This window comes from Priestia sp. D51, assembly GCF_053345675.1.
In genome coordinates this window covers 602756-627156 of sequence record NZ_JBLTIR010000003.1, presented here as the reverse complement: position 1 = coordinate 627156, position 24401 = coordinate 602756, and the positions used below count along the sequence as shown (strand labels likewise).

Here is a 24401-nt window from a genome sequence, read left to right as displayed (position 1 = left end):
TTCTACAGAGAAAGGGGCTTAATTGCATATGAACAAACAGCTTGGAACGTTAATGTTTGTTATTTTTATGGTATTTGTCGGCTTTGGAGTGATCATCCCCATCGTACCTGAAGTTATTCGTGCCACGGGTGCAAGCACGGTCAATTTAGGGATACTAATGGCTAGCTATTCGATTGCATCTTTTATTACCGCACCTTTTTGGGGGAAGCTTTCCGATATAAAAGGCCGCCGTCCCATCTTACTTTGGGGCTTACTTGGCTTTAGCGCAAGCTTTTTTCTTTTTTCGGTGGCAGAAAACTCTCTGACTCTGATGTATACGTCACGCATCATCGGAGGTTTGTTTGCAGGAGCTGTTATTCCTTGTGCTTTTGCATACGCTTCTGATAGTACAGATGAAGAAAACCGCACGAAAGCAATGGGACTGTTAGGGATGTCAATTGGCTTAGGCTTTATTTTTGGACCGGCATTAGGCGGTGTCCTTTCGTCTTTCGGCTTGTTTGTTCCCTTCGTTATCTCTGGTATCTTGTCACTGATTATGACAGCGTTCTCATTCTTTACGTTAAAAGAATCGTTACGAAAAGAACCTGCTGCCAAAGTACAGACATCCAGATGGCATGACTTCACGTCAGATTTTCAAGGAGCTATGAAGTATTTATATGTTCTTTCATTTTTAGCTACTTTTACGCTCGCTGGTTTAGAAGCTACTTTTCAATTTTTTCAAATAGCGAAAATCAATGCTACTCCCACGACAATCGGATGGATGTTTATGGCGAGCGGTTTAACTCAAGCCCTGATTCAAGGCGGTGTACTGCAGCGATTTAAAAAAGGAAATGAAAAAAAACTGATGGCTATTGGCTTATTGGTTTCAGCAATAGGATTTACGTCTATTTTGTTATCTTCTAGTGCCGTTAATGCTACCTTATTTCTGTGCATATTTACAGCAGGAAATGCCCTTATTCGTCCTTGTGTCCTCTCATTAATTACGATGAGAACCAAAGTAGGATATGGCTCTGCTTCAGGGTTAACTGCCTCAATGGATAGCTTAGGGCGTATTTTTGGCCCTCTGCTTGGTGCATTTGCCTTTAAACTCAATATGACGCTACCTTTTATTATCGGAGCAGTTGTCACTTTAGCTGCTTTACTGCTGATTCAGCGTCATACAGCTCTAGATTATTCTGAGCAAACACTATCATCATAGAGGCTGAGACAAAAGTATTTTAGCTGAAGGAAGATCCGAACGATGATTCGAGATTCTTGATGGAGAATCCAATGCGTTCGGATTTTTTTACTGCTATGGTAAACGTAAGTTTCATGTATGTAGGTACTTCTAGCTGGTGATTGGAGGGCAAGGCGAAGACTCCTACGGAAAGCGAAGCCTTGTAGGGAAAGCAACAGCCGATTCCTACTAGCTCATGTAGCCAATTTGTTAGTCTTTGGATTAATTTAGCTATGGCTCAATCTCTTTTCATCGTTACTAACACAAGATTATCCGCAGCTGCAGTGTGTTTTATAATTGAAAACCGATGAGCTTCGTATAGCTTAATCGCAGGTGTATTTTTTTCGGCTGTGGAAACCATACACTCACATTCTGAATATCTTTGAAGTACATATGTTAAAAGACGGCTTCCAATTCCTTTTCGAAAGTACTGAGGACGCACAACGAGGCGGCAAATCGTTAATCGCTCATTTTCTTTTTCAAACGACAGCACGCCTGCTAGCTTACCTTCAATCATTTCTCCGATAAACACTTCCTTGCTTTTCATAACATCTTCTTTGCTTTCTGTAAGCTGAGGAATATTCGAAAAACCAATGAGCCTTGCTTCTTCTTGATAAGCTTCTACTTGCACAGCTACTATTTGAAGAGCGATATCCACTCTTTGATGTTCGAGGATTTGAAGCATGAAAACCACTCCATTTCTTTCACAAATTTAGACAAATTCCATGTTTTCACTATATCCAAACGCCTTCCTTGTACATATTGTATTATGTACCGAATTAGCCAGGAGGTGTTTATATGCATATCACTGCTGAAAGAATTAGAGAAGCAACAGAAGCGATTGCTTCTACTGAGCTTGAAACATTTATGTACCAAGAGCCAACTGCCCGTCGCGGCCGTTCTACTCGTCGTTCTACTCGCCGTTCTACTCGCCGCACTACTCGTCGTTCTACTCGCCGCACTACTCGTCGTTCTACTCGTCGCACTACTCGTCGCACTACTCGTCGTTCTACTCGTCGCACTACTCGTCGTTCTACTCGCCGTTCTAGCCGTCGCCGCTGTCGCTGCGGTTCACCTTGCTGCTCATACCCATGGTTTAATAAATCATTTGGCTGCTGCTTTAAAGGGCATGGCTATCGCCGCTAACTAAATCTATAGCAAGTCGTGTTTAAAACATACGCGGCTTGCTTTTTTATAGATTTTTATTTTACATAATCATTCGTTTTACTCTTCTTAAAAAAGAAAACGACGTATAATAGTAAAAAAGAATCTCTCTTAAAAGGAGGCCTATCCATGCACTTATCGTTTGATCATCTTGTGCATTTTTCACCTGATCCTATTAAAGCTCAGAAAGAACTAAACGGATACGGAATAAATGTTATTAAAGGCGGTATCCATGAAAAATGGGGCACTTTTAACACGTTGGCTTATTTTCACCTCAGCTATATTGAATGGCTTGGGCTTACAGATATCGCATTAGCTCAAACAGTTACAGATAATGATCTTATTCAGCAGCTTGTTAACGAACATACGTCACTTGGTCATTTTGGTCGATTTGCACTCCGTACAGATGATATGGATTTGCTGATAAAAGAGCTAGAAAGCAAGAACGTCACTGTAAAAGGTCCTGTAGCGGGGTCTCGTCAAACTAATGATGGAGAAAGACTTCAATGGAGAATGTGTTTTATTGAAGCTGACCACGATTCCTTGCCTCTTCCTTTTTTTATTGAGTGGGGTGAACCAGAAGAAAAACGCAAGCCAAAGCTAGCTGCTCTTTCTTCCCATCAAGCCGGTCAGCTGCAGCTAAAAAACATTTACTGTGCTGTACATAACCTTGAAGAATCCATCAGCAAATGGACAAAACTGCTGGACGTTCAGGCTGGCGAAAGCTACAAAGACTCTTTACTTGATGCACGTTGTCAAAAACTATATGTCAATGAAGGAAACCTTATTTTTTGCAGCGGAACACAAGGTGTTGTCCATGATACATTAAAAAAAGTTGGAGAGCGTCCATTTTTGGTTGAATTGGACCACGCTCTAACACCGCAACAAATTACCGTACAAGGAGCTTCTTTTAAATTCAACAAATAAACATCCGCGGGCGGATGTTTATTTCTGTGCTTCTTTTATAGCTTGATAAATGAAGTGAGGCAAAATCTCAAAGGAATACTGAACGTCTAATCTTTCGGTCCATTGATGCGCATCTCTTCCCAGCGGTCCAATGTTCAGCACCGGCATCTTGAGCTCCTCTAGCTCTTCTAGCGGGATATGATATCCTTTATTCCATAGAGGCATATTGGCTACTAACGTGTTAAATGTATGAAGCGGGTGCTGCAGGCTGGCATAGCTTAAATCCGAAATTCCACCAAAATAACTTTGTTCAACTAGCTCCACTTGGAATTGCTCTTTGGCAGTTGCCTGTACGTTTGACAAAATCTTTTGTACAAAGAGATCATCATGTGAACAAACGGCCGGGTAAAAAGGCGGCGTAAAAAATAAGACTATCATCGGAGCTGCTTCTTTACATAAACCAGCTAAAGAGTTTACTAATTTAATGGTTTTATTTCTGTCATCATCTTCTTGTGCCAAAAGTGCCGCTTCCATTTCTTGCACATATTTTTCACCGTGCTGTTTGACTGCATGAGTATAAAGTTCTTCATACGTCCATACGTTCACGTCAAGAGATGAACCCTCCATTCCCACAGCGTACTGCCGAGCAGCTTTGTTATAATGTTTTTTTACATTCAAAGCCGCTTTGTCAGCCGATTTCAACAGCAGATCTGTTACTTCTTTAAGAGAGCGGTTTAACATAAATAAATTAAATAATACAACGGCAGAGTGCGGAACTTGAACGGAATACTCTTCTTTTAAATCTTTTTGTATCAGCACAGTAGGAGGTGGACTCGTTTCATCTCTTACTTTTTCGCAAAAATCAACGTTTAATTCTATTTCTTTTGTTAAATAAGAAGCTAGTAAATTAGCATTCAAACCAGCTAGCGGTTCCCCTACATGAGTTTCTTTTCCATAACACAAAAAGCTTGGCATGATCTTCCCAATCGATCCTGAGTACACATAGTTCGTTTGATCACCAGGATAGCGGCTGAATACTGGTTCTGCATTTAGCATGAGAGAAAAATCCAGCTGATGTTTGCACGCAAGTTCTAAAAGAACAGGCACTGCTTTTCTCATTCCGAGCGAATTTACTTCTTCATCCGGTACCGACAGAAGCAGGATGTTTCCGTCAAACTCTCCGTTGCATGCTCGTTCAATCATACTGATATGCAGAGCAATACCTGCTTTCATGTCCATCGTTCCTCGGCCAAAAAGCCAGTCTCCTTTTATCATATCTTTTTGTACGTGCGCCGGAACTTGTTCCATATCATTATAAAAAGTACTCGTTAACGTATCAGCGTGAAAAGCATCCTTTTTCCACTGTCCATAATCTTGTACATCCACTACATCGTAATGACTGACTAATACAACTGTTTTATTCGTATTTTTCCCTTCAACAAAAGCTGTGACAATCGATCGCCCGTCTCCTGTTGAATGAAGCTCAACTTGCTCGTTTTTTTGGAAGTAAGGCAGCTTCAATAAATACGACGCTATCGATTCAGCCATTTCCACTTCTGCCATCGTTCCTGTCACGCTAGGTATAGAAACCAATTCGCTTACAAGCTTCTTTAACTGTTCTTTTGTTTGATACAAAGATGTTTTGTTCGACATACCCTTCATCTCTTTCCTTTTTCTAAATTTTCCATCAAACAAAACGATTCGTCAATCCCTTTGACAGAGACCCTTTCATTCTATCCCTATGTATCATAGTATGCGCCGCCTTGACGCACATGATAAAAAAAGAGTGCGCGGCTAGGGCTAGCACCGCACACTCTTTTTTTTTACTTTTCGTCATCTTCTAAAAAGTCTAGGATACGATCAATAAGCTGTTCGCTTCCTGCATCGTTTCCATGTTCAAGAGACATTTCCATTTCAATGCTCCTTTCATAAAATATTCTTGTTTTATAACATACCACAATTCATTTCGAATGTAACCTTTAATTTGTGTAAAAATTTCGACAATTTATGATTAATTTTAAAACCTAGTGAGTAATGATTATACCCACCAGATTCTTCAATTGTCAAAAAACATGCTTTCTATTTAAAAACACTTTAAAAATAGAGGCGCGAGCAGACTTCTATAAAAGACAGCCTACTCGCTCAAGCTTGGAACAGCATGATGAATAAATTTCTAGTTCATTTGCTTTTTGTACATCTTTAATATCTATGCCTACAGCATATGTACGAACATGGTTTTCGACCACAATTTCATAAAATGTTTCTAATTCACGATATGCTACTTGATAATGCTTTCCTAATAATTTTACGGCTTCCTTTAATGCTTTCTCTCCTGTATGTGCTGCAACTGCTGTATGACTCATAAAACCCTCTCCTTTTAGAAAAATAAAAAAAACTCATTTTGCTTAGATGCAAAATGAGTTTTTCACCCGTTTTATCACCCAAAGCACATGCTTTGCTGGTAGGAGCACCTTACATTCGTAGGTTGCTGTGGAGTCAAAGAGCCAGATCTCTCGTCCACTCGTGATAACTTTTTTAATTTAAAATTTATTTTATCAAACAATTCCATCCGCGTAAATAGAAAAATAAAAATATTTTAATTTTTTTGGTAATGGAATGAATTCAAAAAGTCAAAGCTTAGATTAGCAAAATAAGAAGCTGCTACAAGTAATGCCTCTTCATTTAATGAAAAAGAAGGATGGTGCCATTCATATTCTCCAGCCGTACCCATCCATACAAAAAATCCTGGTACACGCTGCTGATATACGGCAAAATCTTCTCCTCCAGGCGATTGTTCAGCTTCTACCACTTGATAACTAAGATTCTCTGCAGCGTTAATAACCAATTTTTCCAGCGTATCATCATTGTTTACTACAGGAAGATACGGATACCATTTAACGTCTACTGAAGCGCCGAAAGCTGCTCCAATCCCTTCAGCAGTTCGTTTCATAAGAGCCGGTATTTTTTCTCTCGCTTCTTCTTGAAAGGTACGCACTGTTCCTTCAAGCGTTACTTTGTCAGGAATGACGTTCCACGAGCTCCCTCCGTGGATTCGAGTTATGCTGACAACAACATTTTGAAATGGGCTGAGATTACGGCTGACAATGGTTTGTAAACTAGTAACAATTTGACCAGCAGCAGCAATCGGATCTACTGTTTTTTCTGGAATACCTGCGTGACCGCCTACTCCTTTGACGTCAATTTCAAAACGATCAACGCTTGCCATTAAAGGTCCCGATTTGACACCAATGGTTCCTACAGGAAGATTCGGTTTGTTATGCATTCCAAATATCGCTTCTACTCCTTCGAGCACACCTTTTTCAACGAGCATTTTTGCCCCAGAAGCCGTTTCTTCGGCCGGTTGAAAGATAAATCGAACCGTACCGCAAAGCTCCTGCTGACGCTCTTTGAGAAGAATGGCTGCTCCGATTATAGAAGCCGTATGAAAATCATGTCCGCATGCGTGCATAACACCGTTCACTTCAGAAGCAAATGGCAGATTGGTTTTTTCTTCAATTGGCAGCGCATCAATATCAGCTCGAATAGCGATAGTAGGTCCCGGCTTTCCTCCCACAATTTCCGCTACTGCTCCCACGTCTAAATGGAATGCATCCGCTATAGAAATATCGTAGTGCTTTAACCACTTTTTAATACGTTTAGTTGTTTCATATTCTTTCATTGAAAGCTCTGGAAACCGGTGCAGCTCACGGCGTATGTCTATTAGCGTATTTAGTAGTAATTGATCTGTCATATTTATCACTCTTTCACATTTCTTAATTTAGACCACTTCTCTATCTTTTACGACAAAGAGTGTACCTCATTGAATTTTTTATAAAGAAATACGGTCGTATAGCCTTGTGCAAGGTGCTTTTCTTTAGCTTGAACATATCCTTTTCGTTCATACATCTCAACTAACCAAGGATGTTCTTTTGCTGTTCCTAAAGACACACCTGGCGATTTAAACGTATTCTTTATTACCTCTTCCTCTACTAGATGAAGCAGCTTAGATCCAACGCCTTTCCTGGCAAACGACGGGTCCACTGCAAACCACCAAAAGTGCGGAACAGCAAAAGGACCTGGATGTTCTCCCCAAGGCATTCGTATAGATACAGTGGCAGCGATTCTTTTATCTTCTTCATATACATAGCAAAGGTTTTGAGAAATATTTTTCTTAACGAGGGCAAGATCAGCAGTAGCTGCTAAGAAAGGAATGCCTAGCTCTCGAATAGGCTTATATGCTTGTAGAGTTAAGTTCAATAAGTTATCCGCGTCGTCATTTGTTGCCAAACGGAATTCATTTTTCATCTCTTTGTCTCCTTATATAGTACTTAAATATTTTATTTAACTTATAAGTTTACTAAGAATTAAAAAAGGCAGACTGCCGCCTTGCGTACTCACTATACAACTGCTTTTATAGAGTGTCAATTCTATTTATCGTTTTCTATAAAAGATATAAATAAAACGAATACACGCAGAAAACTGCGCGTATTACGTACATATCAAGATAGACTTCAGGACTCACTTACCGTAGCTTTTAAATTAGCGGCCAACATCACAAGTTCTTCTATAGATGCTAACTCTTCTTGTGAAGCCGCAGCTACTTCTTCAGCGTAAGCAGCTGCTTGTTTAGCAACCTCCGAAAGGGTCATGACGGACTCCATTACTTTGAACGAATACCCATCAATCTCTCCTGTTGCTTTTGTCATTTTGTTCATTTGTTCTTGAGCGGCAAAGACATCTTCCATAATTGTGGAAAACTGCTGTGTTACATCTTCGACAGTGGCAATACCAAGCGTGACTTCTTCCGTATTCACTTCCATGTTTTGATAAGCCCGCTTTGCCTGTACTTCAATTTCTTTTAACAAATGACTGATTTGTATAGCGGACGTTTTAGATTCTTCCGCTAGCTTACGTACTTCCCCTGCCACTACAGCAAAACCTTTTCCATGTTCTCCAGCCCTTGCAGCTTCAATAGCAGCATTAAGTGCAAGAAGATTTGTTTGTTCAGCAATTCTTGTAATTGTATTAATAATGCGGCCAATCTCTGCGGAACGATCTTCGAGTCCCTTTACTTCACTGGTCGATATCTTAACGGTTTCATAGATTTTATTCATTTGATTCGTCACATCTTTCACCACAACATTTCCGGTAGAAGCATGTTCAGAGGCTCTGTTCATCGATTGTTGTACCTTTGAAGAATGATCAGTGATTTTCTGAAGCAGCTTGGCCATATCCACCATAGCTTGCTCGGTTTCAACCACACTTAGCAACTGCTTATCAGAACCCGCAGCAATTTCTTGAATAGACATCGTAACTTCTGTCACAGCTGTTTTTGTTTCCTCCATGCTTACAAGCAATTGCTCTGAGGAATGACTGACCGTGCTCTTTGTTTTACTTATTTTCTGACGCAGCATTCTCATGTGAGTCATCATTTCATTAAATGAAGATATGAGTGTACTAATCTCATTTTTCCCTTTCAAAGGAACAACATCTACAGATAAATCGCCGTTTGAAATCCCTTTCATTGTTTTTGACAAATTTTCAACCGCAATTATGTAGCGACGTATGATAAAATAGAACACGGTAGTTGTAAAAGAAACAAACAGAAATGTAATCACTAGCGTAATCGAAGCTGCTTGCTCTTGTTTCACAATAAGATAATAATTGGTTACTTCAATTACAGTAGATGTTATGGCCATCATGGCTGCAATCATACATAGCATTTTCATGCGTAAACTTTGAAAAGCTTTTTTCATTTTTTCATTCCCTATACAATCTAAAGACATAGAATGTCTAATCTATATTAGTAGTATCGGCATATTTTTATATTTTTTTGTAAAAACTAAAGAAGAATTGAAACAATTATTATTGGCGCTTTCCCACTAAATATTGGAATACATATCTTCCTGCAAGGCGCTGCAACAGCAGTTGATAACTGTCTGATTATTCTTTCATTTGACCAAACTCTACCTTTGCTTATAAAATGAAGATTTGTAGAAAGGAGTACGAAAAATTTTATGTATACGTATCAAACAGGCAATCAAACAATTGACTACAAAATTGAAGTCGTTCCAAATAGAACCGATATCACGGTGCAAATTTGTGACAAAGAAGGGGTAAAAGTTATTATCCCAAGAGGTCTTAATGAAAACAATGTGCGTTCAATCATCGCACGCAAAGCAACATGGATTTTAAAACAACTAAACGGTTCACAACCAGCTGAGGAAAAGCCAGCTGCTCCAAAGAAAGAAGCAGTAAAAAAAGAAACAGCTAAAAAAGAGGCTCCTAAAGCAGCAGCTTCTGCAGCTAAAACTGGTTCTTTTGAAGAGGGAGACAAATTCCCTTACCTAGGGCGTCAATACCGCTTAAACATCGTTCGTGGAGATGTAGCAAAAGCTGAAATGACATTCCGTGCAAAATTCATTGCTACAGTACCTGAAAGCTGGAACGAGCAGCAAACAAATGAAGGTATTGGACAACTATTAACAGAATGGTACCAAGGCCGCGCAGGTGAAAAATTCCAAGAAGCTTTGAAATCTGTTAAAAAAGCAGCTGACAATGCTCCTGAATCTGTTAAGTGGGACGAGTTGGGTGAAGAATACGCTACGACTCAAGATAATACAATCGTATTAAACTGGCGTTTGCTAACAGCTCCTCTTGCAACAATTGAATATGTCATTGCTTCTCAATTTACAAATGCAGATGAGTTATTCGAAGATGCAGCTGAACGCAAACAGTGGTTAAGCGATAACACCCTAAACGCATTTTAAGTTTATACATAAAAAAAGCACGCGGCGAACGCGTGCTTTTTTTATTTTGATACAAGAGTCTTACTGCTCAAAAATTAGTTAACCTGATAGGTTCATTCAAACTCATTTTATAAACCAATATATAATATACATGTTTAAAGTTTTATTAATCTAATTTTAAAAGCAGTAAGTAAGACTAAACTGATTCTATAAAAAACTGCTTTTTATCCTTTTAGTACTCTAAACGCTTCTCTTACTTTTCGTGCAAAATCTAACGGTGGTTCTACGGATTCAAAGTGCATATACATTGCTCTCGGTTCTTCAAATAGCCAATGGTTGTGAACGGCCGTAACCTTAATATCTCTTTTTCTAAGCTCCGTTAATAATGGATTTACCTCTTCTTGCAAAAGCACGGTTTCACCTAGATTTAGCGCTCTTCCTTTGCTATCTAAATCTTCAAAAGTGAAAAATTGAGGGGTAACTAATGGAGAGCGTGTTGGACGCCCTAAAATTTTAAAACGAATCGTACGAAACTTTTGTACTAAACAAACGCCATTTTCATCTAAACTGCCTTGTCCACCTAGAATTCTCGCAAACTCCTGACATAGACTCTTTTTATTTTCCCAACTCATTATGCTGACTTCCTCTCTTATAATAACTTGTCCTTTCTTAATAAATATATGTGAAAGTTATTAAATAGAAACGGCAAACGCACAAGAAAACTACCCATTTGATAAATCCTTATTAGCAAAAGTCATATTTATTTTTCTTTGTTCATATCAATAGCATGTATTTTTGAATTTAACTAAAAAGAGAAATTCAGATGCCCATTTAAATAATTTACTTAAACAGTTTTTTAAAAATTGAATTTATAGGAGGAAGTAAAATGAAAAAAATAGGCAAAGATGATTTTATTTCAGGGTTTGTTCCTCATCATAATCATGGCTCAGTGGACTACACTTCTGTTGCGTCAGGACATGTCCATCAGTGTCTCGATGTAACGTCTCCTCCAATTCAAAGCGAGGATGGAAGCCACATTCACTATACAGAGGGCTACGTTGTGTTTGAAGACGGACATACACATCATTACAAAGCCTACTCTGGTCCAGCTATTCCAATTGGCAACGGTATGCATGTTCACTATTATGACTTTTATACCAGCGAAGACAACCAGCATCGGCATCATGTCAAAGGTGTAGACCACCCTGCTCCGGGTGATAGATAATGAAATAATTTAATGCCATTAAGCCAAAGCCTCAGCTTGAGTTCATATAACCGCTTTAATAAAAGTGAGGCTGGGACAAAAGGGTCTTAGCCCAAGTAAAAAACGAGTCATTGATCAACATGTTTGATGAGTGGTTCGTTTTTTTGTTACTTGAATAAAGCTTCATCTGTTTCGTTCCTTCTAGCAGTCGACTGAAGGGCAAGGCGAAGACTCCTGCGGGAAAAGCGGAACAGGTGAGACCCGGCAGGAGCGTGCGCGACGAGGAGGCTCATCGGCCGCCCGCGGAAAGCGAAGCCTTGCACGGAAATCAACTCCGGTGTCATAAGGGATTCAGTTCATGTATCTCATTTGTTCATCTTTAGGTTGAATTCATTTGGTTATGTCACAGCTTCTTTGTACATATATGATTTAAATGAAAGTCTCTCCCCCTGCTTAAGCAAAAAAGGATAAGCGAGCTCTTTATTCCAAAAATTCGACATACCAGGTCTTTGGACATGTCAAAGTTTCTACATCAATCGATATATTGTGTTTTAAAAGAAAGATATATATAATCAAGAAAATGTTTGATTTTGTTTAAATGTGGATACGTATACCTATAAGCAAGATAGCAAACACTTAAAATGAGTGGTTACGCTATAAAAGTTGTAATGACCATGTAAAGAAAGGAAGTGCAGCTTATGAAAGGACAGAGCTTTTTTATTTTAGGACTTATATTTGCTCTTATCATTGCTGTTTTAGCTGTAATTAACAACGATCCTGTACAATTTAACTATGTATTTGGTTCACAAAAATGGCCTCTTATTTTAATAATCTTAACAACGGCCGTGTTTGGAGGAGTTGTTGCTGCTTCATTGAGCTTTGTAAAAATTGTGCAACTAAGAGGACAAGTGAAACAGAAAAACAAGCGAATTGCTGAACTGGAAGAAGAAATCAAACAGCATAAGCCTGTTGAGCCTGTTGTGGAAGAAGAGCCAAATCAACCAGCTACTCGAACTGAGCGCGCTCAGTTATAATAAAGAAAAGCCGTTATTCTCTAGAATAACGGCTTTTTTCATTTTTTGTTCCGCCAAGCATATTTTCGAGATACACGCATAACCAGATAGATATGGAAAACTTTAGTTCTGAATGGTACAATCAACACTGTTATATCTCTATGAAAAACTTAAATTGACAGTCTTACCGTTAAGAAGGTGTTCATCCATTATGATCAATAAAAAAATAAAGCGTGAAATTCTTACATACACAAGTGTCATCCTCGGCACCGTTTTGCTTTCTGTTGTCGTTCAGCACTATTGGTTTCAGCCCTATACTGTAAAAGGCGATTCTATGAAGCCTATTTTGCACGAAGGCAATCGAATTATTATTAACAAACACAGCAAGCTGGAGCGCTTTGATATTGTCGTGTTACAAGCTCCCTATAGCAGTGATTTTCTAGTAAAGCGGATTGTGGGCTTACCTGGAGAAACGGTCGAATACAAAGATGATGTTCTGTATATAAATAACAAGGTCAAAAAAGAGCCGCATCTCCATAAATACTTATCCAAAGTGCCCGCTTACGAGCGATTTACTGAAAACTTTTCCACGTACGAACTGTCTCCAGACGGCACGATACCGGATGGATACGTATTAGTGCTAGGTGACAACAGACGCATAAGCCGGGACGGAAGACATTTTGGCCTCACCCCCATTTCTTCAATCATGGGAGAAGTCAACATGAAATATTGGCCTTTAAACGAAATGACTTTTATGCATTAACATATAAAAAGAAAGCTCAAAATTGAGCTTTCTTTTTATTTTGGATTTTCCTTATTTTCTACATGCTGTTCTTCTGCAAATTCTGTGTCATACGCTAGTTTTCGCTTAAAAGCCGGACGCGTTCTCGCTGTATGTTTTGTTTCAATATGGTTGAATAGGTAGCGGTGAACAAAAACTTCAGCAAATGTAATAATAGCTGCAGAAATAATGCTTCCCCACGCAATTTGAACGTAGCTGTCTAATAACAATGTGCCAAAAATCCATACGCTCATATATGTTAGAACAAATTCAACAATAATGGCATCGCGATTGCCCACTCGAGGCAGTACAATTCGATCCACTACTAGATATGTCACAACTGTTGTTAGCAAGCTAAAGGAAATAATGTCTCCGATGGTTGCATCAAAAAACAAATCAAGGCCTATACCAAACGCAATAAGTGCCGCTGCAAATTTAATGAGCAATAATGTTGCATGATTCATATTTGAACCCTCCTTTTTCTATATTAATTTGAACAAAAATAGGGAAATTAATACCTTTTTTGCCAAGAAGGGTATAATATAAGCAAAGCCAGTACGTTTGAGACAGCTCTAGCGTACAACAATGATTTGGGAGATGTTGTAATGATTGTACTAGAAAATAGCGAAATGAAAGTCAGCATTGAAGAAAAAGGAGCGGAAGTTGTAGAAGTATTTCATAAAGAAAAAGGCCTGCAGTTTATGTGGAGCGGAGACCCCGCTTATTGGGGACGAGTATCGCCCGTCTTGTTTCCAATCGTAGGCCGATTAAAAAATGATCAGTATACCGTTGATCAGCGCGAATACTCTTTGCCTCAGCATGGCTTTTTACGTGATTCTACTTTCACCGTGATTGAGCAAACAAACGAAACAGCACGACTGAAATTTGCCACAAACGGCCGGTTTAAAGACGTATATCCATTTGAATGTTCAGTTGAAATTAGCTACCGTCTGGAAAACAATCGATTAACGTTTCAGTGGAAAGTAGTAAATGAAGATAAAGAGGATATGTATTTTTCAATTGGAGCCCACCCTGCTTTTCGTATTCCGCTACGTGAAAACGAGCAGATTTCTGATTACTTTTTAGAAATAGAGCCTTCTGAAACTACGCCGAAGGAATTTGTATTAAAAGACGCTCTTATTCATGAAAAAGGGGCTGCAGAAAATTTACACCAGCTGCCGCTAAGCGCAGATTTATTTGCAAATGATGCGTTAATTTTTAGCCATATTGACGGAATTACAATTAAATCGCCGGTTAATGAAAATCAAATTAACGTTCAGTTTAATGATTTCCCGTATGTCGGTATTTGGTCAAAGTATGATGCAGAAAATCATACAATCGCTCCTTTTCTTTGCATCGAACCTTGGTTTGGAATTGCAGATACGCATGACCATAACGGAAATTTCAAAGAAAAATTAGGCATCAACCGTTTATCAAAAGACGGTGTATTTCAAACAGAATTCTCTGTTTCCTTTAGCTAATGCAACAGAGAACATAACAAAATCAATCCAACCTTGAGACGAACAAATGGGATCAATGATCTGGACTGCGTTCACCATAACAATGAAAAGCTCCGAACGATTACTCGTTCGGAGCTTTCTTCAGCTAAACTACTTTTGTCTCTGCGTCTTTTTATATTAATTATTTACAACATCGCTATTTTTTAGCGCATGTACTTGCTCTATTAGCTTCTGAACGTATTCTTCGCTGAGTACACCTGTTGCTCCTCGAATAATTTCAGTCGAATAGTGATCCGGAGGTGCGACTTCTTTTTCTTTATTTAACACAAAAAAAGTAAGAACATGATCCACCACCTTACCTTCATGCTCGACAGAAATAATAGCAGGACGATAGCCGTTATTATCTACCCCTTCTCTGCCATACAAATACGTAATTGCTTCGGGCGGCACACGGTACAGTTTGCCTTCAACAACTCCGCCTTCTTCAACCATGTCTGCACGTCCTCCGTCATGAATAACGTGGTTATATCGAAGCGTATAGCCTTTAAAAACAGCTCTGCCAAGACAGTCTTGGAAATGCTGATCAACGCCGTGCTTAATAAAACGATCGTTATCCATACATGAACCGTAAGCAAAATACAGCATGCCTTCTAATAAATCTTCTTTCCATACGCGCCAGTTTCCGCCTGGGATAAATTCTTGCAGCAGAGAACGGTCTCTTGCTACATATACAACGGCTTCAAATTCACCTTGGTCCGTTTCAACCGTTTGCACAACTTTATCATATTCATTGTCTTTATGACCTTCATGAATGTACCCTTCTAATTCATCAAGCGCCTTCCACATAAGCTGATTGGTCACTTCATATACTTCTCCGTATACAATGTGTTCACTGTCGATATCAAGCATCGGATAGCCTTGCTTAGTATCATATAATTTTCCTTTCGTTTTTGCCTGCTTGGCAATTGAGCGCGCATGATGCAGCAACCCGTGATTACCTTCTCCTTCAAGAAGCGTTCCGTATACGAATAAATAATTGCACATACTCCTTATTCCCCCTCTTTCTCTTCATAAAGCTCTAGCGGTAACCCGTCCGGATCAGCAAAAAATGTGAATTTTTTTCCCGTTAGTTCATCTACCCTAATAGGTTCCACATCAATCCCTTGCTGCTCTAGTTCACGCTTGGAATCCTCTACGCTTTCAACCGCAAAAGCTAAATGGCGTAAGCCGCACGCTTCAGGTCTTGAAGGACGCTGTGGCGGATTTGGAAACGAGAACAACTCAATTTGATAGCCAGGAGCTACTTCTAAATCTAGCTTATATGAATCTCTTTCTTTTCTATATGTTTCTTCTATAATCTTGCATCCTAACACATTTACATAAAAAGCTTTTGAACGTTCATAATTACTTCCTATAATGGCTACGTGGTGCATTCGTTTTAAATTCATTTCATTCTCCCATAAAAACCCTTTTCTAATCATCCTACACAAAATGCCGGCAAACATCAAATAATTACGTTATCACCTTTGACTAGAGTGATAAAAGTCACGGACATAGTGTCTCATAACAAGTAATATAACAACGAGGTGAATAACATGATTTCGTTAACATTTAAATCTAGAATTGACAGAACTCAAAATTTAGATTCGTTAAAAGAAGAAGCTGCTATTATGCACCGTATTGCTGATCAGCTATCTCCAATGAGCTCTGAGTTCATAGAATATACTGAACGTATTCAATATGTGTATGAACGCATGCACATTATCGTACGTCATCCTACTAAAAAACTCGCTTAATATAAGCGAGTTTTTTTTATAAAATCTTTGTCAAACTACCTTATTTTGAGATATACTGAATGCTAATAAAAAAATGAAACTTTTTGATCTTACGCGCGTATACTTAATTACGATAGGATAAAAGATAAATAGTTGCGTAGATAAAAACCATCACGTGATGGTTGACATAGTTAAAGGAGGTGGTATTCTGATGGGGTTGCGACATACAAAATTGGCGAACTTGCAGAGATGGCACATGTAACGAAGCGCACGGTTGACTATTATACTAACATTGGGTTGTTAAAAGCAGAACGCTCTGCTTCTAACTATCGCTTTTATAACGAAGCAGCGCTGAAACGTCTTTACTTAATTGAAAAATTAAAAAGCGAAGGCCGTTCTCTTGAAGAGATTTCTTCTCTCTTTTCTGTAGAGCAATCCGAGAATAGCCACTCCAAAGACGAATTAGCATCCAAATTTTACGTACTAAACGACAGTTTAAAAGAAGTTGCACCGCTTATGGAAAAGCTTAACGAAGAAGATCGAAAAGTAATGATGAATCGGCTTTCACCAGAAAGCGTCACTCTTTTGCACTCTTTACTGCTGCTGCTGTCGTAAATTTATTATTTACAGGAGGTGTTTACTTACTTTATAGCACTATAAAGTAAGTATATTCATTGATAACCATTAACTTAATTATTTTTGCGATTTTAATTGTACTCACTGCTTTTTTCGTTGCTTCAGAGTTTGCAATTGTGAAGCTTCGTAGTTCACGGGTAGATCAACTTGTTGCTGAAGGCAAAAAAGGAGCGAATGCGGTTAAAACCGTAACGACACACTTAGATGAGTATTTATCTGCGTGTCAGCTTGGTATTACGATTACTGCTTTAGGACTCGGTTGGTTAGGAGAACCGACTGTTGCGAAGATTTTGGAACCTCTGTTTGAAGAACTGGGTGTTGCTGCATCTTTAACACATATTCTTTCATTCATTATCGCATTTGCGCTTGTAACGTTTGTTCACGTAGTCGTTGGTGAATTAGCGCCAAAAACATTTGCGATTCAAAAAGCTGAAACAGTTACATTATTGTTTGCTCGTCCGTTAATTTTATTCTATAAAATCATGTTCCCTTTCATTTGGTTACTAAATGGTTCTGCCCGTTTGTTAACTGGCATGTTTGGATTAAAGCCAGCTTCAGAGCATGAACTTGCGCACAGTGAAGAAGAGCTGCGCATTATTTTATCAGAAAGTTTTAAAGGCGGGGAAATTAACCAGTCTGAATATAAGTACGTGAACAACATTTTTGAATTCGATAACCGTGTTGCTCGCGAAATCATGGTACCAAGAACAGAAATTTCAGCTGTTTCTGAAGACGACAGCATTGAAGATTTCTTAAAGCTTGCTGTAGAAGACCGCTACACCCGTTACCCTGTTACCGTTGACGGAGATAAAGATAACATTATCGGCTTAGTCAACGTCAAAGAGATTCTAAACGATGTCGTAATTAACGATGCGTTAAAAAAGCAAAGTGTGAAGCTTTATATGAATCCTATTATTCAAGTAATTGAAACCGTAGCGATTCAAGACCTACTGCGCTCGATGCAGAAGAAACGGACGCATATGGCCGTGTTGATTGACGAGTACGGCGGTACGGCTGGTATCGTTACCGTTGAAGATATTTTAGAAGAAATCGTTGGAGAAATTCGAGATGAGTTTGATACAGATGAAAAGCCGCTTGTTCAAAAAATCAGCGATCAGCACTTTGTCTTTAACTCAAAAGTACTGCTTGAAGAAGTCAACGAAGTGCTTCATATCGAAATTGAAAACGATGATATCGATACAATCGGCGGCTGGATGCTGATGCAAAATATCGATATTCAAGAAGGCGAATCGTTCAAACTTTTTGGATACGAGTTTATTGCAAAAGAAATGGACGGTCACCAAATGAAAGAAGTGGAAGTACGTGCCCTTCCTGAGGAAGAACGCGTGCAGCCTGAAAGCCATTCACCAGAACAAGAAGTTACACAAGCATAATAGAAAGAGCCGCTTCTTCACGAAGCGGCTCTTTTTTTATGATTGTTTACTCTTAATCATGCAGCAGCTTATACACAACGTTCTCTTCTGCGTCTTCCCCAGTCTTTTCCTTCGCTTGGTCCATTGTGCCGACAAACTCCAGCTTTCCTTCCTTTAAGACGGCAAACCGATCACACACGCCTAAAATTTCATTCAAATCATGGGTAATATAGATAATCGTCTTTCCTTTTGCCGCCAGCTGTTTAATATAACGAATGATCTCAAGCTTGGACTGCAAATCAATTCCGACTGTCGGCTCGTCCATTAACAAAACGGACGGTTCATGAATAAGTGAAACGGCTATATTCAGCTTTCGCTTCATGCCTCCTGATAAATTTTTCACTTTATCCTTCCATCTTCCTTCGAGCTGTACAGCTGAGCAAAGAGACTGAAGCTGTTCATTCGACAAAGAGCGTGAAGTCATTTTGCTCCACATTTTCATGTTTTCTTTTACGCTAAGCTCTTCCCACAGCGCTATGTCTTGTGGAACGTAGCCAATGACTTCTCGTATCGCTTTTTGATTTTTCTTAAGCGATAAGCCTCCAATCGTGACATTCCCGCTTGAAGGAGCCGTAATGGTAGACAAAATAGACAGAAGCGTTGACTTACCAGCGCCGTTTGGTCCTAAAAGACCAATGACTTCTCCACTTTCTACGGTCAGCGTAACATTTGCTAACGATTGTTTTTTTCCGTATGTTTTGCTAACATTGTTAATTTCAATCATTTAATGCTCCTCACATTCCACACTATTTTAAACGTGCACAAACATATGCATCCAATGGAAACAGCTATCTCTTTCCAAATGAACGTAAGCGGCAGTGTATGCTGATACAGAAGCAGATGCTGCGGAAGCCACTGACTTATTCTTTCAATCGTTGCAGAAAGCTCTCCTACCGGGAAAAAGCTCCCTCCTATTATGCTGAGTCCTGTGACTGTGACGACGCTGATCATATAATAAGAGCCAACTCGCTGACTTTCACTTGCAAGCCACGTGCTAAAAGCAACGCATGTGATCACATAGATACACATATACAGCAGCACACCGTAAGACTCTGCTCCATACAGCCATTTAAATAGAGCAAAACTGATGAGAGCTTGAAGCACGTATAGCACAGCATAAGCGGCGCTGACGCTTCGAATATAACCATAAAGTCCTTTTTGCATCGTCTTCATTCGTTTAAAAAGATGACTCCGCTCTTTAATCATCCAATCTGATGTAATGCAGCAAAGTAAAAGCGTAAAAAATCCCCATAGCGGCACGTATCCGGTCATTTGAACGCTCCCTTGCTTCTTATGCTTCTTCGTTCCTTGCGCCTCGTAATCAATTGTCATCAGCGGCTTTGGTTTCCATTGGTTATCGGTATAGTGATACGCTTCTTTCCATAAATCCGGTCCTGCATGAATGTGATAGACTTTATATAAAAAACGCACTTCATTTGCGGCTTTAACATTTGTCGTTAACCGTGTCACTTCACTGGCCACGACTTCTCGAACCGCTTCTGTCGCAACAGAAGAAGGCAGCGTAAGCAAATCAATGACTCCTTGATAATTCCCCGCTTCTACTTCTTGCTGAAATCCGTTAGGAAACACAAAAATGCTGTCAATTTTATTTTTTGCCAGCTGCTTTCTCGCTTGTTCTTCATTCATAGAAAGAAACTGAATTTCTGTTGTTTTCTGTAGTCGATCCAGCACTTGTTTAGACATGTTGCTGTGGTCTTGATCGACAAGAGCAACGGGTATTTTTGAATCACTTTGTACTTTTGCTAAAAATGAGCTGCTGATGACCGTTCCTATTAAAGGTAAAAAGAAGATCATGACAATAAGCATAGGACGCTTCAGCAGCTGCTTTATTTTTTCACTCATCATTTTCTCCACCGCCTTTGCAAAATCATCACGTAGCCAACAGCAAGAACAAAACTTCCTGCTGCCGTAATGAGAATAGGCTTAAGGTAAAGAAAAGCTTCGTTTGTGTTATATCCATCAAATTCATAAAATAACAGCTCCAAGACGCGGGTGTTGAGTGACCATTTCTGAAAACCAATCGCCCAGTCTGGTAAATAGACGACCGGCACAACATGTCCGCTTAAAATCGCACTCAGCAAAATAAACAGCATGCCGGTTAGTTGATAAGCTTTTTGTGATAAAAAAAGAACCCGAAGAAGTAAAAACAAACATAAAAAAGCAAACAAACTTCCGCTTATCCCTAGAAAAAGCTCTCCGTACGTACCGGTTACAGGCAGTTTCAGTCCTTTAATGAGGCTTCCAAACAAAACGACAGATACCGGTAGCAAAAGAACAAACAGAGCCATCAGCTGCGCTAAATAAATGCGAAGAAACGATACACCTCTTGTTTTCATTCGATCCAGCACGGGAGAAGTCTGCGTTTCACTAGCAAGCAGCCATCCGCCGTAGCTCCAAATCATAAGCAGCAAAGCAGCAAAAGACAGGACATAATATTGCTTCATATCCTGCTGAAAGAAACTCGTTTCTACTTGTTCATCAAATAAACTTCCTCTATCTAATACATGAAGCCCAAACGTTACTAAGCTCTTCTTAAATTCTGCGCGTCTCTTTTCATCGGAAACATTTTCTCTTTCTAAAAAGGCATCAACCGTATTAATACCGCTTTGAGCGGCTGACGTGTAGTCGGCTGCACTTTCCATCACGTAGCGAAACAGCTGTGACTGAAGCGGCTTATTGCTGTTTCCAATAACGTGTAAAGGCTGATTTTTCCCATGAGCAATATCGTGACTAAAACCTTTTGGCAGCGTTACAATGGCTGCCACTTTATTTTCTCGCAGCAGCTGTTTAGTTTTCTCTTCATTCGTATAAAGCGGCTTCATGATCTTGCGAAGCTTACCTTCAGTCAGCTGTTCGATGACGTACTTCGTCTGTGCAGTATCATCTTTATCCACAATGGCCACGGGAAACCGATTGACTTTCTCCTCACCTTGCATGGTCTGACTAATAATGATCCCTGCTCCAAGTAAAAACAGAGCAGGGATCATTATTAGCAGTATGAGAGATTTTATATTTTTCAATAGAGCTTTACATGTAAAAAGAGTCAAAGAGAAATATATCTTCATCTGCTTTGCACCTTTTAGTAACCAGCGGTTCCCATATTCATCATGAGACCTTGAACATTTTTAGCGAAGTTTTCTTGAATCGACAGCATACCTTCAGGCGTTACATCTTTTACGTTTGTCGCATTAGATGCGTCAAGCTCTGGAATAGAGGCTGATTTTTTTAATTGAGAAGCAGAGTCAATTTTTAAAGTAACGTTTGCAGGATCTGCTTTTGGTCCTATTTTTGTACGAATATCAAACGAATAATCTGCTTTTCCTTTTGAAGCACTTATTGCTTGATTCTGCTTTACTTCTCCGTTTATTACTAGATCTTCTTGATCACCTAAGTCTAAAGAGAAAGTACGGTCAGCCGTCTGTTTTGCATCGGTTTTACCGTTGATTACTGAATTCATTTTAAACGTCATATTCGTGTCTTCATCTTTTGAATCTTTTGTTAACAAATGAATAGACATGTTTTCTTTTCTCTTTTCACTTTCCGTTGTTACGTCATTTTTCATATCAAACGTAAATGCATCATCGGTAGTGCTATCGGTTAGGGCTGCTTTGAACTGCTTAGCCGTTTTGTTATCTTCATACGGAATATTTTTAGTTACGACGTTAAGTTTTCCTTTATCGTTAGAAGCATTTTTTACGCCCATGTTCATATCGCGAGCTACAACAACATCATCTTGAACGTACACGGTTGATTTAACACCGCCAGGGTAAGTCGTATCTTTTGCTTCTTTTTGGAAGTCTTGAAGACTTTCTTTTACTGATTTTTTCAATTCTTTTGGATCTGCCATATCTTTTAATTCTGGATTTGTCGCTGCTGAAGATTTAAACAGCTTAGACACGTGATTTGCATAGATAGTATGAAGCTTGTCATCTTTTGCTACCTTCGCAATAAGCTTATCCATAAATTGTTTTGTTTCTTTGTCAGACATGTTAAGCGTCACGCTTGTTAACTGAAGCGTTTTGCCATTTGTTTTATAATCTACATTTTTTTCTTTTGTAAAATAATCGCTGTCTAGCTGATCATAAATGAACGTTCCGTACTCTTTTGCAATGTAGGTTTTTTCTTTTTCCGTTAACTTTAAATCTTCTAAACTTACGTTGCTCGTGTTAATATCAAGCGTTTCAGGACCTGAATACGAAGGATCGAACTTACGCGCTACCTGTCCATATTCGTCTAAGTTTAAATAGAAATATTCATTTGCTAGAATCGGAGCTTTAAAGCCTATTCTTTCTTTCGTTTGAAAACCTTCTAGGTCAAGCGCTTTTGAACCGCCAATATTAAGAGCCAGTGAACCGTATGCTTCACTTTTTTTCGGATCTTGTTCCGCTTTAATTTTAATTTCAGCTTTACTGATAAGATCTTGAATCATTTTAAAGCTTGGATCATACGAAAGTGAATCCATGTTAAAGCCGCCTTTGACAGTAGCATTTGTGGTAGAAGGCTGCTTCATCGCTTTTTCCTGATAAGCCATCGTTTCACTGTACTTCGTTTCTAATTCATCTGCTGCTTTTTGATACGTATTTACTTCAGAAATTAAATATAACTGCTTAGGAGATTTTTTAAATACCGTAGCAAATGTAATTACTCCTCCAATAATCACAATTAAAGCTGCCAAAATGATAATCCATTTAGCCGGCGCTTTTTTGGGAGCGGGCGCTGTTTCTAGCGAAGCCGCTGTTTCGTCTGTTGTTCTGTTTTGATCTTTCTCACTCATCTACACCAGAACCTCCTATGTATTTTGTTAGTCACTTTGTACATGATAAGGAATGGTTTCCATAAATTCTACTACTTCGACAAAATAAGACAATAATTAGTCCGATAAACCGATGTCTTTCGGTGCAATATCGTGTGCAAAGTACTCTACTTAAGTACCCAATATATTGAAAATAAAACCAATTATTCAAAACTATCTCAATAACTATTAAAATAGGTAAATGACTTATCTTCTTATATTTTTACAATATATTCCTATAATTAAGCATTTACACCTAAGAATTACAAAGCACAGTTTTTCTATAGCTGATCTCTTTTTTCTATAATCACATACAGGTGATATGTATGTACGTCTTTATGAAAACATGATAAAAACATCAGCGTTTTGTTCCGTTTTGAAAGGGAAATAATAATGGTAAGAAAGCTTTTTTCTTGCCCGTGACATAAAAATCGAATAAAGTATTCCTAAATACATTTCACACAATTTAATTTGAGAATAGAAAAAGGAGGATATCACTATGAATATACGCGTCACTCCTTCTGCAAAAGAAGCGTTGCAGAAAGTAGAACAAAATCAAATTATTCAGCTTTCTTTTGATCGGGGGAGCTGCGATATTGTTAATACAATTTATGAAATGAAGATCATCTCAAAGCGCAGCCTTCAACCTTATGAAAAAGTTGTAACGGTTGAAGACCTAGAATTTATTGTTGATGATGACATGGAAGAAGTGTACGACAATGAGCTGGTGATCGATCATGCAGCAGGTGCTTTTGTCTTCAAAAATCATAACCAAATTTTTAATAACCGCGTAGGATTGCGTTATATCAATTCATAAAAAAAGCAGGGAGCTCCCTGCTTTTTTTCTTGCATATGTTAGGTTAATCGTTTTTATCGATTGACCTTCAACCGCTCTTGGATAAATAACAAAACGTTCACAAGGCTATTTTCTTCATAGACATTCACCTGCTGACGCTTAAATTCTCCTTGTTCATGGTAGTAAACAATATCTCCCGTCCCTTTGTCTTCATTCATATGTAAATGAAAACTGAGCGGCGTTGCCAAAATAGATCCGTCTTCATCTCGCTGAAGAATTTGACAAAGCGTTTGATTCCCTTGTTTTTCAGATAAAAAGTCATAGCCAAATTGGTGTGCTAACTTCTCCACTTGTGCAACAATAAGAGCTGTAATCGGTTGATTGTCTTTCATAAGCAGTATTTCTCCTTACTTCATCTCATTAGGGTTTTATTATTAGTATACTATACCTTAAAC

General features: G+C 38.8%; 27 protein-coding genes and 1 riboswitch. Of the genes, 12 read left to right on the top strand and 15 right to left on the bottom strand.

Going from position 1 to position 24401, the window contains the following annotated elements:
* Positions 1–28: 28 nt before the first annotated feature.
* Positions 29–1198: an MFS transporter gene (locus ACNHOZ_RS15025; RefSeq protein ID WP_028414199.1), complete on the top strand. Its 1170-nt coding sequence runs from the start codon at positions 29–31 to the stop codon at positions 1196–1198.
* A 256-nt stretch (positions 1199–1454) separates the two neighbouring features.
* Here ACNHOZ_RS15025 and ACNHOZ_RS15020 read toward each other — a convergent pair whose 3' ends face one another.
* Entirely contained in the window at positions 1455–1901 is a 447-nt protein-coding gene (locus ACNHOZ_RS15020) for a GNAT family N-acetyltransferase (RefSeq protein ID WP_048020290.1), read from the bottom strand.
* A gap of 113 nt (positions 1902–2014) precedes the next feature.
* Between ACNHOZ_RS15020 and ACNHOZ_RS15015 the strand changes: the two genes are divergently transcribed.
* A complete protein-coding gene (locus ACNHOZ_RS15015; RefSeq protein WP_255899884.1) occupies positions 2015–2362 on the top strand; it encodes a CotG/ExsB N-terminal domain-containing protein in 348 nt (115 codons plus the stop codon).
* Between the two features lie 147 nt (positions 2363–2509).
* Complete coding sequence (locus ACNHOZ_RS15010) at positions 2510–3307, top strand: VOC family protein (protein WP_255899881.1); 798 nt, start codon at positions 2510–2512, stop codon at positions 3305–3307.
* 18 nt (positions 3308–3325) lie between these two features.
* Here the strand turns inward: ACNHOZ_RS15010 and ACNHOZ_RS15005 are convergent, their stop codons facing one another.
* From ACNHOZ_RS15005 to ACNHOZ_RS14985, 5 genes are all read right to left on the bottom strand, one after another.
* Positions 3326–4939, bottom strand: coding sequence for a M20/M25/M40 family metallo-hydrolase (locus tag ACNHOZ_RS15005; RefSeq protein WP_224979962.1), 1614 nt, complete (start codon positions 4937–4939; stop codon positions 3326–3328).
* Between the two features lie 467 nt (positions 4940–5406).
* Positions 5407–5649, bottom strand: coding sequence for a hypothetical protein (locus tag ACNHOZ_RS15000; protein ID WP_028414204.1), 243 nt, complete (start codon positions 5647–5649; stop codon positions 5407–5409).
* 68 nt (positions 5650–5717) lie between these two features.
* Positions 5718–5819, bottom strand: a riboswitch (SAM riboswitch).
* Positions 5820–5882: 63 nt separating this feature from the next.
* The gene (locus ACNHOZ_RS14995; protein WP_243495618.1) at positions 5883–7037 is read right to left on the bottom strand and encodes an amidohydrolase; all 1155 of its coding nucleotides are present in this window, start codon (positions 7035–7037) and stop codon (positions 5883–5885) included.
* A 47-nt stretch (positions 7038–7084) separates the two neighbouring features.
* Positions 7085–7591 (bottom strand): GNAT family N-acetyltransferase, encoded by a 507-nt coding sequence (locus ACNHOZ_RS14990; protein WP_033578344.1) that lies wholly within the window; start codon positions 7589–7591, stop codon positions 7085–7087.
* A gap of 206 nt (positions 7592–7797) precedes the next feature.
* Entirely contained in the window at positions 7798–9042 is a 1245-nt protein-coding gene (locus ACNHOZ_RS14985) for a methyl-accepting chemotaxis protein (protein WP_255899873.1), read from the bottom strand.
* A gap of 261 nt (positions 9043–9303) precedes the next feature.
* Between ACNHOZ_RS14985 and ACNHOZ_RS14980 the strand changes: the two genes are divergently transcribed.
* Positions 9304–10056 carry a M48 family metallopeptidase gene (locus ACNHOZ_RS14980; protein ID WP_028414208.1) on the top strand — a complete coding sequence of 251 codons (753 nt, stop codon included), beginning with the start codon at positions 9304–9306 and terminating at the stop codon, positions 10054–10056.
* Between the two features lie 203 nt (positions 10057–10259).
* Here the strand turns inward: ACNHOZ_RS14980 and ACNHOZ_RS14975 are convergent, their stop codons facing one another.
* A complete protein-coding gene (locus tag ACNHOZ_RS14975; protein WP_016763340.1) occupies positions 10260–10667 on the bottom strand; it encodes a DUF1259 domain-containing protein in 408 nt (135 codons plus the stop codon).
* Between the two features lie 254 nt (positions 10668–10921).
* Here ACNHOZ_RS14975 and ACNHOZ_RS14970 point away from each other — a divergent pair, with 254 nt between their 5' ends.
* The 3 genes from ACNHOZ_RS14970 to lepB all read left to right on the top strand — a co-directional run bounded on the left by ACNHOZ_RS14970 (position 10922) and on the right by lepB (position 13015).
* Positions 10922–11260 (top strand): YmaF family protein, encoded by a 339-nt coding sequence (locus ACNHOZ_RS14970; protein ID WP_013055902.1) that lies wholly within the window; start codon positions 10922–10924, stop codon positions 11258–11260.
* A gap of 677 nt (positions 11261–11937) precedes the next feature.
* Positions 11938–12273 (top strand): LapA family protein, encoded by a 336-nt coding sequence (locus ACNHOZ_RS14965; RefSeq protein WP_014461129.1) that lies wholly within the window; start codon positions 11938–11940, stop codon positions 12271–12273.
* Between the two features lie 190 nt (positions 12274–12463).
* Positions 12464–13015, top strand: a complete 552-nt coding sequence (gene lepB, locus ACNHOZ_RS14960) for a signal peptidase I (protein ID WP_098112680.1) — start codon at positions 12464–12466, stop codon at positions 13013–13015.
* Positions 13016–13050: 35 nt separating this feature from the next.
* On the opposite strand, the gene ACNHOZ_RS14955 is transcribed toward lepB, so the two are convergent.
* Positions 13051–13497, bottom strand: coding sequence for a YndM family protein (locus tag ACNHOZ_RS14955; RefSeq protein ID WP_016763336.1), 447 nt, complete (start codon positions 13495–13497; stop codon positions 13051–13053).
* Positions 13498–13638: 141 nt separating this feature from the next.
* Between ACNHOZ_RS14955 and ACNHOZ_RS14950 the strand changes: the two genes are divergently transcribed.
* A complete protein-coding gene (locus ACNHOZ_RS14950) occupies positions 13639–14514 on the top strand; it encodes an aldose 1-epimerase family protein (protein WP_063247597.1) in 876 nt (291 codons plus the stop codon).
* A 156-nt stretch (positions 14515–14670) separates the two neighbouring features.
* On the opposite strand, the gene ACNHOZ_RS14945 is transcribed toward ACNHOZ_RS14950, so the two are convergent.
* Both ACNHOZ_RS14945 and gloA2 read right to left on the bottom strand, forming a co-directional pair.
* A complete protein-coding gene (locus ACNHOZ_RS14945; protein WP_255899867.1) occupies positions 14671–15537 on the bottom strand; it encodes a gamma-glutamylcyclotransferase in 867 nt (288 codons plus the stop codon).
* A gap of 5 nt (positions 15538–15542) precedes the next feature.
* Positions 15543–15941: an SMU1112c/YaeR family gloxylase I-like metalloprotein gene (gene gloA2, locus ACNHOZ_RS14940; RefSeq protein WP_014461134.1), complete on the bottom strand. Its 399-nt coding sequence runs from the start codon at positions 15939–15941 to the stop codon at positions 15543–15545.
* 147 nt (positions 15942–16088) lie between these two features.
* Here gloA2 and ACNHOZ_RS14935 point away from each other — a divergent pair, with 147 nt between their 5' ends.
* The 3 genes from ACNHOZ_RS14935 to ACNHOZ_RS14925 all read left to right on the top strand — a co-directional run bounded on the left by ACNHOZ_RS14935 (position 16089) and on the right by ACNHOZ_RS14925 (position 18298).
* A complete protein-coding gene (locus ACNHOZ_RS14935) occupies positions 16089–16289 on the top strand; it encodes a hypothetical protein (protein ID WP_028414212.1) in 201 nt (66 codons plus the stop codon).
* A 228-nt stretch (positions 16290–16517) separates the two neighbouring features.
* Positions 16518–16883, top strand: coding sequence for a MerR family transcriptional regulator (locus tag ACNHOZ_RS14930; protein ID WP_372497427.1), 366 nt, complete (start codon positions 16518–16520; stop codon positions 16881–16883).
* A 59-nt stretch (positions 16884–16942) separates the two neighbouring features.
* A complete protein-coding gene (locus tag ACNHOZ_RS14925) occupies positions 16943–18298 on the top strand; it encodes a hemolysin family protein (protein WP_033578338.1) in 1356 nt (451 codons plus the stop codon).
* A gap of 52 nt (positions 18299–18350) precedes the next feature.
* Here ACNHOZ_RS14925 and ACNHOZ_RS14920 read toward each other — a convergent pair whose 3' ends face one another.
* Genes ACNHOZ_RS14920 through ACNHOZ_RS14905 form a run of 4 tightly spaced genes read right to left on the bottom strand, consistent with a single transcriptional unit; the run spans position 18351 to position 23132 of the window.
* A complete protein-coding gene (locus ACNHOZ_RS14920) occupies positions 18351–19061 on the bottom strand; it encodes an ABC transporter ATP-binding protein (RefSeq protein WP_182029583.1) in 711 nt (236 codons plus the stop codon).
* Positions 19058–20200: an ABC transporter permease gene (locus ACNHOZ_RS14915; RefSeq protein ID WP_255899860.1), complete on the bottom strand. Its 1143-nt coding sequence runs from the start codon at positions 20198–20200 to the stop codon at positions 19058–19060. The genes ACNHOZ_RS14920 and ACNHOZ_RS14915 overlap by 4 nt, the downstream gene beginning before the upstream one ends.
* Positions 20200–21423, bottom strand: a complete 1224-nt coding sequence (locus ACNHOZ_RS14910; RefSeq protein ID WP_255899858.1) for an ABC transporter permease — start codon at positions 21421–21423, stop codon at positions 20200–20202. Before ACNHOZ_RS14910 ends, ACNHOZ_RS14915 begins: the two co-directional genes overlap by 1 nt.
* A 14-nt stretch (positions 21424–21437) precedes the next feature.
* Entirely contained in the window at positions 21438–23132 is a 1695-nt protein-coding gene (locus tag ACNHOZ_RS14905; protein ID WP_255899855.1) for a DUF6583 family protein, read from the bottom strand.
* A 517-nt stretch (positions 23133–23649) separates the two neighbouring features.
* Here ACNHOZ_RS14905 and ACNHOZ_RS14900 point away from each other — a divergent pair.
* The gene (locus tag ACNHOZ_RS14900) at positions 23650–23967 is read left to right on the top strand and encodes an iron-sulfur cluster biosynthesis family protein (protein WP_243495614.1); all 318 of its coding nucleotides are present in this window, start codon (positions 23650–23652) and stop codon (positions 23965–23967) included.
* Between the two features lie 53 nt (positions 23968–24020).
* Here ACNHOZ_RS14900 and ACNHOZ_RS14895 read toward each other — a convergent pair whose 3' ends face one another.
* A complete protein-coding gene (locus ACNHOZ_RS14895; RefSeq protein WP_255899850.1) occupies positions 24021–24338 on the bottom strand; it encodes a hypothetical protein in 318 nt (105 codons plus the stop codon).
* Positions 24339–24401 lie beyond the last annotated feature (63 nt).

Bases quoted from the DNA above. Each gene is read 5' to 3' on its own strand.
- ACNHOZ_RS15020 (WP_048020290.1), bottom strand. From the start codon at position 1,901: ATGCTTCAAATCCTCGAACATCAAAGAGTGGATATCGCTCTTCAAATA.
- lepB (WP_098112680.1), top strand. From the start codon at position 12,464: ATGATCAATAAAAAAATAAAGCGTGAAATTCTTACATACACAAGTGTC.
- ACNHOZ_RS14965 (WP_014461129.1), top strand. From the start codon at position 11,938: ATGAAAGGACAGAGCTTTTTTATTTTAGGACTTATATTTGCTCTTATC.
- ACNHOZ_RS14985 (WP_255899873.1), bottom strand. From the start codon at position 9,042: ATGAAAAAAGCTTTTCAAAGTTTACGCATGAAAATGCTATGTATGATT.
- ACNHOZ_RS14900 (WP_243495614.1), top strand. From the start codon at position 23,650: ATGAATATACGCGTCACTCCTTCTGCAAAAGAAGCGTTGCAGAAAGTA.
- ACNHOZ_RS14915 (WP_255899860.1), bottom strand. From the start codon at position 20,200: ATGAGTGAAAAAATAAAGCAGCTGCTGAAGCGTCCTATGCTTATTGTC.
- ACNHOZ_RS15005 (WP_224979962.1), bottom strand. From the start codon at position 4,939: ATGTCGAACAAAACATCTTTGTATCAAACAAAAGAACAGTTAAAGAAG.
- ACNHOZ_RS14980 (WP_028414208.1), top strand. From the start codon at position 9,304: ATGTATACGTATCAAACAGGCAATCAAACAATTGACTACAAAATTGAA.
- ACNHOZ_RS14935 (WP_028414212.1), top strand. From the start codon at position 16,089: ATGATTTCGTTAACATTTAAATCTAGAATTGACAGAACTCAAAATTTA.
- ACNHOZ_RS14995 (WP_243495618.1), bottom strand. From the start codon at position 7,037: ATGACAGATCAATTACTACTAAATACGCTAATAGACATACGCCGTGAG.
- ACNHOZ_RS14955 (WP_016763336.1), bottom strand. From the start codon at position 13,497: ATGAATCATGCAACATTATTGCTCATTAAATTTGCAGCGGCACTTATT.
- ACNHOZ_RS14910 (WP_255899858.1), bottom strand. From the start codon at position 21,423: ATGAAGATATATTTCTCTTTGACTCTTTTTACATGTAAAGCTCTATTG.
- gloA2 (WP_014461134.1), bottom strand. From the start codon at position 15,941: ATGAATTTAAAACGAATGCACCACGTAGCCATTATAGGAAGTAATTAT.
- ACNHOZ_RS14930 (WP_372497427.1), top strand. From the start codon at position 16,518: ATGGCACATGTAACGAAGCGCACGGTTGACTATTATACTAACATTGGG.
- ACNHOZ_RS14975 (WP_016763340.1), bottom strand. From the start codon at position 10,667: ATGAGTTGGGAAAATAAAAAGAGTCTATGTCAGGAGTTTGCGAGAATT.
- ACNHOZ_RS14990 (WP_033578344.1), bottom strand. From the start codon at position 7,591: ATGAAAAATGAATTCCGTTTGGCAACAAATGACGACGCGGATAACTTA.
- ACNHOZ_RS15000 (WP_028414204.1), bottom strand. From the start codon at position 5,649: ATGAGTCATACAGCAGTTGCAGCACATACAGGAGAGAAAGCATTAAAG.
- ACNHOZ_RS15010 (WP_255899881.1), top strand. From the start codon at position 2,510: ATGCACTTATCGTTTGATCATCTTGTGCATTTTTCACCTGATCCTATT.
- ACNHOZ_RS15025 (WP_028414199.1), top strand. From the start codon at position 29: ATGAACAAACAGCTTGGAACGTTAATGTTTGTTATTTTTATGGTATTT.
- ACNHOZ_RS15015 (WP_255899884.1), top strand. From the start codon at position 2,015: ATGCATATCACTGCTGAAAGAATTAGAGAAGCAACAGAAGCGATTGCT.
- ACNHOZ_RS14920 (WP_182029583.1), bottom strand. From the start codon at position 19,061: ATGATTGAAATTAACAATGTTAGCAAAACATACGGAAAAAAACAATCG.
- ACNHOZ_RS14905 (WP_255899855.1), bottom strand. From the start codon at position 23,132: ATGAGTGAGAAAGATCAAAACAGAACAACAGACGAAACAGCGGCTTCG.
- ACNHOZ_RS14945 (WP_255899867.1), bottom strand. From the start codon at position 15,537: ATGTGCAATTATTTATTCGTATACGGAACGCTTCTTGAAGGAGAAGGT.
- ACNHOZ_RS14895 (WP_255899850.1), bottom strand. From the start codon at position 24,338: ATGAAAGACAATCAACCGATTACAGCTCTTATTGTTGCACAAGTGGAG.
- ACNHOZ_RS14950 (WP_063247597.1), top strand. From the start codon at position 13,639: ATGATTGTACTAGAAAATAGCGAAATGAAAGTCAGCATTGAAGAAAAA.
- ACNHOZ_RS14970 (WP_013055902.1), top strand. From the start codon at position 10,922: ATGAAAAAAATAGGCAAAGATGATTTTATTTCAGGGTTTGTTCCTCAT.